This is a genomic window from Phytoactinopolyspora endophytica, assembly GCF_004138495.1.
Taxonomy (GTDB): Bacteria; Actinomycetota; Actinomycetes; order Jiangellales; family Jiangellaceae; genus Phytoactinopolyspora; species Phytoactinopolyspora endophytica.
Window position 1 is genome coordinate 252454 of record NZ_ML142853.1, and the last position, 9586, is coordinate 262039.

Sequence of the window (9586 nt, forward strand, 5' to 3'; positions counted from 1 at the left end):
TCGCACGGTCGGGACGGCCTCCGTCAACACACGCAGCCCGCCCGGGAGGACGGTGCGCCGAACCGGCGCACCGGTGTCCTCCCCGAGCAGGGCCTTGGTGCTGGCGCTGCGTTCAGTCAATCGCCGCTACCTCAGTTGACCGCAGGCTCGGACTCGGCCGGCTGCTCGTCGACGGACTCGCCTTCGGACTGCTGCTCCTCGTCGACCACCGGGGAGAGCGAGAGCTTGCCGCGGTCGTCGATCTCGGTGATCTCGACCTGAAGCTTCTGCCCCACCTCGACGACCTCTTCGACCGTGTTGACCCGCTTGCCACCAGCCAGGGCACGCAGCTTGGAGATGTGCACCAGGCCGTCCTTGCCCGGCAGCAGCGAGACGAACGCCCCGAAACTCGTGGTCTTGACCACGGTGCCGATGTAGCGCTCGCCGACCTCCGGCATGGTCGGGTTGGCGATGTCGTTGATCGCCTTCCGCGCGGCCTCGGCGGCCGGACCGTTGTCCGCGCCGATGAAGATGGTGCCGTCGTCCTCGATGGCGATCTCGGCGCCGGTGTCATCCTGGATCTGGTTGATGATCTTGCCCTTGGGGCCGATCACCGCACCGATCTGGTCGACCGGGATCTTGACGCTGATAATGCGCGGCGCGTACGGGCTCATCTCGTCCGGCTCGGGGATCGCCTGGGCCATCACGTCGAGGATGGTCAACCGGGCGTCGCGAGCCTGCTGCAGCGCACCGGCGAGCACCGACGCGGGAATGCCGTCGAGCTTGGTGTCCAGCTGCAGCGCGGTGACGAACTCCCGGGTGCCGGCGACCTTGAAGTCCATGTCGCCGAACGCGTCTTCGGCACCGAGAATGTCGGTCAGCGTGACGTACTTGGTCTCGCCACCGACCTCACCAGAGATCAGACCCATGGCGATACCCGCCACCGGCGCCCGCAGCGGCACACCGGCATTGAACAGGGACATCGTGGACGCACAGACCGAGCCCATGGACGTGGACCCGTTGGAGCCCAGCGCCTCGGACACCTGCCGGATCGCGTACGGGAACTCTTCCCGGGCGGGCAGCACCGGCAGCAGCGCTCGCTCGGCCAGCGCCCCGTGCCCGATCTCCCGGCGCTTCGGGGTGCCGACCCGGCCGGTCTCACCGGTCGAGTACGGCGGGAAGTTGTAGTTGTGCATGTACCGCTTGGTCTTCTCCGGCGAGAGCGTGTCCAGCTTCTGCTCCAGGCTGAGCATGTTCAGCGTGCTGACACCCAGGATCTGGGTCTCTCCACGCTCGAACAGCGCCGAGCCGTGCGCCCGCGGGATGGTGCCTACCTCCGCCGAGAGGGTACGGATGTCCGTGAGCCCCCGGCCGTCGATACGGACCTCGTCGCTCAGCACGCGTTCCCGCACGACACTCTTGGTCAACGAGCGGAACGCCGCGCTGATCTCCTTCTCCCGGCCCTCGAACTGCTCAGCCAGGGAGGACTTGACCTCGGCCTTGATCGCGTCGAGCTTGGCCTCGCGCTCGGCCTTGGAGAGGATCGTGAGCGCCTCGGCGAGCTGACCACGCGCGGCGGTGTCCACCGCCGCGTAGACGTCGTCCTCGTAGTCGAGGAAGATCGGGAACTCGGCAGTCTCCTTCGCCGCCTGCCCGGCCAGTTCCTGCTGCGCTTTGATCAGCGCGTTGATGAACGGCTTGGATGCCTCGAGGCCCGCGGCCACGATCTCCTCCGTAGGAGCGGTCCGGCCGTTCTGCACGTGCTGCCACGTGTCGACAGTGGCCTCGGCCTCGACCATCATGATCGCGACGTCGCCGTCGGGCAGCGCCCGGCCGGCCACCACCATGTCGAACACGGCTTCGGACAGCTGCGAATGGTGCGGGAACGCCACCCACTGGTCTTCGATGAGCGCCACCCGGACCGCGCCGATGGGGCCGGAGAACGGCAGGCCGGAGAGCTGGGTGGACGCCGACGCGGCATTGATGCCGACGACGTCGTACAGGTCATCCGGGTGCAGCGACATGACCGTCATGACGACCTGGACCTCATTGCGCAACCCATGCGCGAACGTAGGCCGCAGCGGACGGTCGGTCAGCCGGCATGTGAGGATGGCTTCCTCGCTGGGACGACCCTCACGACGGAAGAACGAGCCGGGGATCCGGCCCGCGGCGTACATGCGCTCTTCCACATCGACCGTGAGCGGGAAGAAGTCGAGGTGTTCTTTGGGCGAGCTGGACGCGGTCGTCGCGGACAGCAGCATGGTTTCGTCATCGAGGTACACCGCGGCAGAACCAGCGGCAAGGCGAGCAAGCTGCCCAGTCTCGAATCGGACGGTACGTGTGCCGAAGCGGCCGTTGTCGATGACGGCTTCGGCGGAGTGAATCTGTGGACCCGTCACGGGTCATCCTCCTGTTGTTCTGGGGATGCCAGGCGGTTCGGGTCGGTCTCCGCATCACCATGCCGGTCTTCGATGGAGGCATCCGGGGCATACATGCCCGGAGGCCACAACCGAGGACCGGCTTCTGCGTTTTCTGGGATTCGACGCGAACCCGGCACCCCTGATGGTTCCTGGCTTATTCAGTTATCCCAAATACGTCAAAGGAGCGGCCCCCGGCATGGGAGACCGCTCCCTGACGTATCAGCTCAACGCCGCAGGCCGAGCTTCTCGATCAGCGCTCGGTAGCGCATGATGTCGGTCTTGCTCAAGTAGTTGAGCAACCGGCGCCGCTGCCCTACCAGCAACAGCAGCCCTCGGCGGCTGTGGTGGTCATGCTTGTGCACCTTCATGTGCTCGGTCAGGTGGTTGATCCGATGCGTCAGCAGCGCAACCTGCACCTCAGGCGAGCCGGTGTCGCCCTCGGTGCGTGCGTGCTCGGCAATGATCTTCTGCTTGGTGGCAGTGTCAGTCGACACGTGACTCCCCTTCGTATGCTCGTTGCGCGGCGCTCCCGGGCATTTCCACCGGTGCACTCTTGACCGCGGCCGATCTCACGGCAGGGCCAAGAGTACCAGCGAGGGGCTGTCCAGCACGAATCGCACCTGCGTCGGCGGCTGCGGGGTGGGGCGGCGTCCTTGTGTGCGGGGTGGGGCCGAGCGAGGGAGGGAGATTCTTCTCATTCTCACGCGACCGGCGGACGGCCTTAGGTGTTGGTTGCGTGTATCTGCCGCCGGCCGAAGATCAATCGAAGAATTCTCCCTCCCTCGCTCTGTCGTCGCTGAGCACCCAGACGATGCCGCACCAGCCTACGGACGTCAACGCGGCGCGGTTCGTGTTGGACAGGGGAAGGATTCCAACGGAGATCGCGGGGCAAGGCTCGGGCTTGTTGAGTGCCAGTGTCGGTTTGTGGCACTGTTGGGGAGTCATAACGACACTGACGCTCAAGAAGTCGGGGCAGCGGATTACGACGAATGGCGGGAGAGAATCTCTTGGGCGGTGGCGACGTCGGCGTTCATGGTGGCGATCAGCTCGTCGACAGAGTCGAACTTGAGGGTCGGGCGCAACCGCTCGACGAACTCCAGCAGCACCTCGTCGTCGTAGAGGTCGAGGTCGGTGTGGCCGATCACGTACGCCTCCACACGACGGGAGGCACCGTCGAAGGTGGGGTTGGTGCCGATGGAGATCGCGGCCGGCATACGCGCTGACGGGGCCGGTTGTCTGCCCGCGGTGCGGGTGAGCCAGCCCGCGTACACGCCATCGGCCGGGATCATCCCGACGCTGTCCGCCGAGAGGTTCGCCGTCGGGAATCCGAGCTCGCGTCCACGCGCGTCGCCCCGCACCACCACGCCGCGCATGCGGTGGTGACGGCCCAGAATCGCCGCGGTCTCCGCGACGTCGCCCGCCGCGAGAAGCTCACGGACCCAGGTCGACGACCACCGACGACGCGAAGCCTCGCCCGCACCGGAGGGGCTGACGTCCTCGATGACCTCGACCGAGAATCCGTAGCGCTCCCCCAGCATCAACATCGTCGACAAATCGCCGGCGTTCTCCCAACCGAAGCGGACATCCTGGCCGACCACCACGGTCATCGCCCGTAGCCCGTCGACCAGGTATCGGTGGACGAACTCCTCGGGTGTCTGCTTGGCGAACTCCCAGGTGTAGCTCTGCACCAGCACCGCGTCCAAACCGGTCTCCGCCAGCAGCTCCAGACGGTCCTGCACACCGGTGATCAGCTCGGGCGCGCGGTCGGGATGGTGTAACTGGCTCGGGTGCGGGTCGAACGTCACGGCGACGGACCGGGCACCGGCCTCGCGTGCGTCAGCGACCATCCGGGTCAGCACGCTCTGGTGCCCGAGGTGAACTCCGTCGAAGTTTCCGATGGTGACGACCGACGGCCCGAACCCGGGCGGGATCTGGCCGAGATCGATCCAGCGGTGCACGTGCCCTCCGAAGTCTTGTCCGCGATGTTGCCCGTCCGGAACGTTCGACGGCGAGTCCGCCGACCATCCCTAGCAACCCAGCGTGTCATTCTCCCCGACAACACGCCCGCACGGCCACGTAGCCCCGCCAACTGTGTCTCATCTGACGTCTGAGCCACCGGGATCACGCACCACTCACCACACTACGCCCGGGTCACCACGTCCTCACGGCTCGAACCCTCGGCCCCTGTACGGCTCGAACCCTCGTCCTCAGCACGGGTGGAACCGTCGCCCCCAGCACGGCTGCCGTCGTTCACCGTCGTGCGCAATGCGGTCTCCCGTAGAAACAGCACGGCGACGAAGGCGAACACGGCCACCACTGCCCCGATCACGAAGACGAGGGCAGTGCCGTCGCCGTAGGCGTGTTCGACCACGACGCGCACCGACGGCGGCAGCTCGGAGAGATCGAGCGAGGTGGACCCACCGGTCTGGGTCGAGGCCCCAGCGGCTGCGTTCCCCTTCAGCCCGTCGTTGATCAAGTCGGTCACGTGCGACGCCAGGATCGCGCCGAGTACCGACACTCCGGCGGCACCGCCCAGGCTCCGGAAGAACGTGACCGCCGATGTACCGGCTCCGAGATCCCGATACGCGAGGCCGTTCTGCACCGCAAGCACCAGGTTCTGCATCGTCGAGCCGATGCCGATTCCGAGCACCGCCATGAATACGCCCACCTGCCACAGCGACGTCGCATGGTCGATGGTGCCGAGCAGCGCCAGCCCGACGACCGTCAGCGCCGTGCCACCGACGAGGAATCTCTTCCATCGGCCCGTACGGCTGATGATCTGGCCGGTGATGGTGCTGGCGAGCAGCAGGCCGCCCACCATGGGAATGGTCAGCAGGCCCGCCTCCGTCGGCGAGTACCCTCGCGCGATCTGGAAGTACTGCCCGAAGAACACCGGCCCACCGAACATCGCGATACCGACCGCCGCGCTCGCGATGATCGACAGGACCATAGTCCGTTCCCGCAACAGTCGGGGCGGCACGACGGGGTCGCTCACTCGGCGCTCCGCCCAGACGGCCGCCGATATCAGCATGAGCGCCGCGCTGACGAGCACGACGGTGGTCCACGACAGCCATGCGAACTCGCCGCCGGCGAACGTCACCCACAGCAACAGCACGGTGACGCCGCCCGGAATGAGCATCGCACCCAGCCAGTCGATCTTCGTGTGCGCCTTGACCACCGGCAGGTGAAGTGTCTTCTGCAGCAGCACCAGGGCGATGATCGCGACCGGCACGCCCACCCAGAAGCACCACCGCCAGCCGAGGAACGACGTGTCGACGATGAACCCGCCGAGCAGCGGTCCTCCGACCGTCGCCACCGCCATCACTGCGCCGATGTACCCCATGTAACGGCCACGCTGACGCGGGCTGACCACCGATCCGAGCACGATCTGGACCAGCGCCTGCAAGCCACCCATCCCGACGCCCTGGAGGACACGGAAGCCGATCAACGTCTCAGTGTTCTGTGAGAAGCCGGCAAGGACCGATCCTGTCACGAAGATCACGATGGCCAGCTGGACGAGCAGCTTCTTGCTCATCCGGTCGGCCAGCTTGCCCCAGATCGGAGTCGTAGCGGTGGCCGCCAGCAAGGTCGCCGTCACCACCCAGGTGTACTGACTCTGGTTCCCGCCGAGGTCGGCGATGATGCGAGGAAGCGCGTTGGCCACGATCGTCGCCGACAGCATGGCAACGAACATCGCCATGAACAGTCCCGACAATGCTTGCAGGACTTGGCGGTGGGTCATCGCGTCGGTCGTTTCAGATTGCTCCGCCTCCCGGTCTACAGCGGTGGTCATCATCATGTCCTTTCCACAACGTCCGTATCTGCTCCGGATACGCGAGGTCAGGTCGTGGCGAGCTTGCTGCTCGGCACCGGAGTCACCACGCTCGGCGCCGGAGCCGCCGCTGGCGTCGCGTGCTCGCACACCGCGTCCCGCAGATCCGCGTTGAGCCTGGTGAGGCCGGCGACGAGCACCGCTTTGTCGGCTTCGGACCATCGGTCCAGCACCTGCGCGACGACCTCGACGTGACGACGGCGGACGCGTTCCGCTTTGGCCGTGCCGGCGTCGGTGACCGCCAGCAACTGGGCGCGCGCGTCGTCCGGATCGGGCAGCCGTTGGACGAAGCCCAGCTCGACGAGTTCAGCGACTTGGCGGCTGGCCACCGATGTGTCGACGGCTTGGCGTTCCGCCAGCGCGGTGAGTCTCATGGCGCCCTCGCGTGTCAGCACGCCCAGCATCGCCGCCATGGCGGATGACATTCCCTCGTGCGCCAGCACGTGCCGGTGTGCGACGCTCCGGCTCACCCGCACGAGTGCGCGCAGCTGCTCGACGATCTGGTCGTCGACTTCCTCAGCCATCGAGGCACTCCACTCAGCACTACAACAGTTGGTTGATGCAACCATATAAAATATGGTTGTGCTATGCAACTGAACTATTGTTCGGCGCCGGCTCATCGGCGCCTGAGGGCTTGCCCACGCGCTTAGCCGAAGACGACGACCGGGTGATCGGGTCGCAGTGTTGAAACGGGCGGCGCTCGCACCGGCGTACCCGTGCTGTTGGACCTGAATCGCCAACGCTCGATGACACGTTCTGTATCCGACGACACGTTATATATCCGATGGCACGATCCGTGTCGCAAAGTGCACGGATCACGACCTCATACGACACGGATCGTGCTAACCGAGACAGAATGTGCCATCGACGATCGCGGCGATCGTCCGAGGAGGCGTGTACCCGGTCATCGACGCATCGTCCGGGCGGCATCGGCTCCGTAAACCGGCACGATGACAACGCCAACGCGCCGGCCGAGGCGCGAGGCGATGTGGGGCGCTCGGCCCAGTCAGCGCTCTGGGGTCTCCAGTGACGAGTTCAGCCGCTTCAGCAGCTCGACGAGCTGTCGCACGTCTGCGTTCGGCCAATCCCGCAACGCTCCCTCGAGCCAGCGTCCGCGCTGTTCGCGGAGGCGGCGGACACGAGCCCGGCCCTCCTCGGTGATGCGGACGAGCCGGGCACGGCCGTCCTGCGGATCCGGAACGCGCTTCAGCAGACCCAGGCTCTCCATCTGCGCGATCTGCCGGCTCACGGTTGACTTGTCCAGGCCGAACTTCTCTGCGAGATCGCCACCGCGCACGTCGTCGTCGGCGTCGCTGAGCGTGGCGAGCAGCCCGTACGCGGCCGGCTCCAGGCCCTCTTCTACCTCGCGCGCCAGCGTGATCCACATCCACCGCGAGCGCCGCGCCAGCAGCGACAGCTCGGAGTCCAGCTGCTCGTGAGGCTGTCTGCGGTCCTGCTCGGTCATCCTCTCCCGACCCTCATCCGACGAACACCGCGAGATACTTGGCTCGCGGTCCCCGGTCTTCTACCAGCGAAAGCAGCGTACCGTCCGGTCCGAACACAGCGACCGGGCCCGGACCGAGGTCGGTTCTGCCCATCGGCGCGCCGTGGGCGACTTGGCGGGCCGTCGCCTCGTCGACGTCCAGCCGCGGAAAGGCGACCGACGCCGCCGCCTCCAGCGGGAGCAGATCGAGTTTCTCCTCCAGCTGGTCGAGCGTGTGAGCCTGATCCAAGGTGTAGGTGCCGACCCGTGTACGCCGTAACCGGGTCAGGTGGCCGCCCACCCCCAGGGCCGCGCCCATGTCACGCGCCAGCGCGCGGATATAGGTCCCCGACGAGCACTCGACCAGCACGTCGAGATCGACGTAGCTGCCTTCGTGCCGGACGTCGAGCAGGTCGAACCGGCTGACCGTCACGGTGCGAGCCTTGAGCTCGACCTCTTCACCCGTACGCACCCGCTGATAGGAGCGGACTCCATCGACCTTGACCGCGGACACGGAGCTCGGCACCTGCCGGATCTCTCCGGTCAGCACGGCCATTTCGGAGCGGATCGACGGCTCGTCCACACCCGACGCGTCGGTCTCGTCGATCACGTCCCCGTCCGCGTCGTCGGTCACGGTGCGGGAACCAAGCCGCACGGTCGCCTCGTAGGCCTTCTCGGTCAGTGCGAGGTGGCCAAGCAGCCGCGTCGCCTTGCCGACACCCACCACAAGCACGCCGGTAGCCATCGGATCCAGTGTTCCGGCGTGGCCCACCCGACGAGTGTCCGCCAGCCGCCTGATCCGCCCGACGACACCGTGCGACGTCATACCGCCCGGCTTGTCCACCACCACTATTCCGTCGCCGTGCGCTGACATGCCTCGCTGCGCTCGCATGGCTCGCCCTCACCTTCTCTTCTCGCTCCGCCCAGGAGAGAAGCGCATCGTCCTCGACGTTGCGTCCTGCGTAGCGAGCGCTCCCGGCCTCACATGCAGGACGTCACCGTCCCTGCGTGGTTCAGGAAGCTCCCGTACCGGTACTCCCGGCTACGTCATCACCGGCCCCGGAACCGTCCACACCAGGGCGGACGGCGTCGCTCTCGTCATCGTCGTCATCATCGTCGTCGTCCCCGGCATCGTCGGTCTCCTCGTCCTCTTCCGGCAACCGGTAAGGATCCGGGTCACCGGCATATTCCGCGGCGGCGGCAGCCTCGGCGACTTGCGCGTCCGACGCTCGGGCCGAACGCAGAAGATCCTCTATGTGTGCTGCGGTCTCCGGCACGGCGTCCGCGACGAAGTCGACCGTCGGTGTGAAACGGATTCCGGTCTGCCGGCCCACCTCGGATCGGACCAGTCCGCGGACGCGTTCCAGTGCGACAGCCGTGGCGGCGCGCTCGGCGTCGTCGCCATAGACCGTGTAGAAGACGGTCGCCTCACGCAGATCGCCCGTGACCCGGGCATCAGTCACCGTGACGAACCCTAGCCGGGGATCCTTCACCCGGCGATCCAGCGTCTCCGCCGCGATCTCACGGATCCGGTCGGCCAGCTTACGAGCGCGACCCGGGTCAGCCATCTCGTTCTCCTTGTATTGCTCTGTGGTTATCCGGCAGTCGCCGTCGCTTCTGGTGTGCCGTGGGCCGGTGAAGCAACCGGTCATGGTGTCGCAGGGAGCACGTCGTCATCGTCCGACCGCAGCTGACGACGCGCACTGAGAAGGTCGATCTCGGGACGGGCCGCGACCAGCCGCTCGATGCTGTCCAGCACCGTGCGGCAGTGCGCGGCCTCCCCGGCCACGACGGCCACGCCGATCTCGGCGCGCCGGTACAGGTCGGCGTATCCGACCTCGGCGACCGAGACCTCGTGGCGCCGTCGTACCT

The 9586-nt window shown here is 66.8% G+C and carries 9 protein-coding genes; all 9 read right to left on the bottom strand.

Annotated elements, in window-relative coordinates; genetic code table 11:
* Positions 1-131: 131 nt before the first annotated feature.
* Complete coding sequence (locus ELR45_RS11990) at positions 132-2378, bottom strand: polyribonucleotide nucleotidyltransferase (protein WP_129666229.1); 2247 nt, start codon at positions 2376-2378, stop codon at positions 132-134.
* 245 nt (positions 2379-2623) lie between these two features.
* Positions 2624-2893: a 30S ribosomal protein S15 gene (gene rpsO, locus ELR45_RS11995; protein WP_129666231.1), complete on the bottom strand. Its 270-nt coding sequence runs from the start codon at positions 2891-2893 to the stop codon at positions 2624-2626.
* Positions 2894-3379: 486 nt separating this feature from the next.
* Positions 3380-4357, bottom strand: coding sequence for a bifunctional riboflavin kinase/FAD synthetase (locus ELR45_RS12000; protein WP_129666233.1), 978 nt, complete (start codon positions 4355-4357; stop codon positions 3380-3382).
* A 182-nt stretch (positions 4358-4539) separates the two neighbouring features.
* The gene (locus tag ELR45_RS12005; RefSeq protein WP_165367735.1) at positions 4540-6195 is read right to left on the bottom strand and encodes an MDR family MFS transporter; all 1656 of its coding nucleotides are present in this window, start codon (positions 6193-6195) and stop codon (positions 4540-4542) included.
* Positions 6196-6239: 44 nt separating this feature from the next.
* Positions 6240-6755, bottom strand: coding sequence for a MarR family winged helix-turn-helix transcriptional regulator (locus ELR45_RS12010; protein WP_165367698.1), 516 nt, complete (start codon positions 6753-6755; stop codon positions 6240-6242).
* Positions 6756-7237: 482 nt separating this feature from the next.
* Positions 7238-7696 (bottom strand): MarR family winged helix-turn-helix transcriptional regulator, encoded by a 459-nt coding sequence (locus ELR45_RS12015; RefSeq protein ID WP_129666237.1) that lies wholly within the window; start codon positions 7694-7696, stop codon positions 7238-7240.
* 13 nt (positions 7697-7709) lie between these two features.
* Positions 7710-8606, bottom strand: coding sequence for a tRNA pseudouridine(55) synthase TruB (gene truB / locus ELR45_RS12020; RefSeq protein ID WP_240759512.1), 897 nt, complete (start codon positions 8604-8606; stop codon positions 7710-7712).
* A 121-nt stretch (positions 8607-8727) separates the two neighbouring features.
* Positions 8728-9282 (bottom strand): 30S ribosome-binding factor RbfA, encoded by a 555-nt coding sequence (rbfA, locus tag ELR45_RS12025; RefSeq protein WP_129666239.1) that lies wholly within the window; start codon positions 9280-9282, stop codon positions 8728-8730.
* 80 nt (positions 9283-9362) lie between these two features.
* A partial coding sequence (locus ELR45_RS12030) for a DUF503 domain-containing protein (protein ID WP_240759515.1) occupies positions 9363-9586 on the bottom strand: 224 nt, incomplete at its 5' end.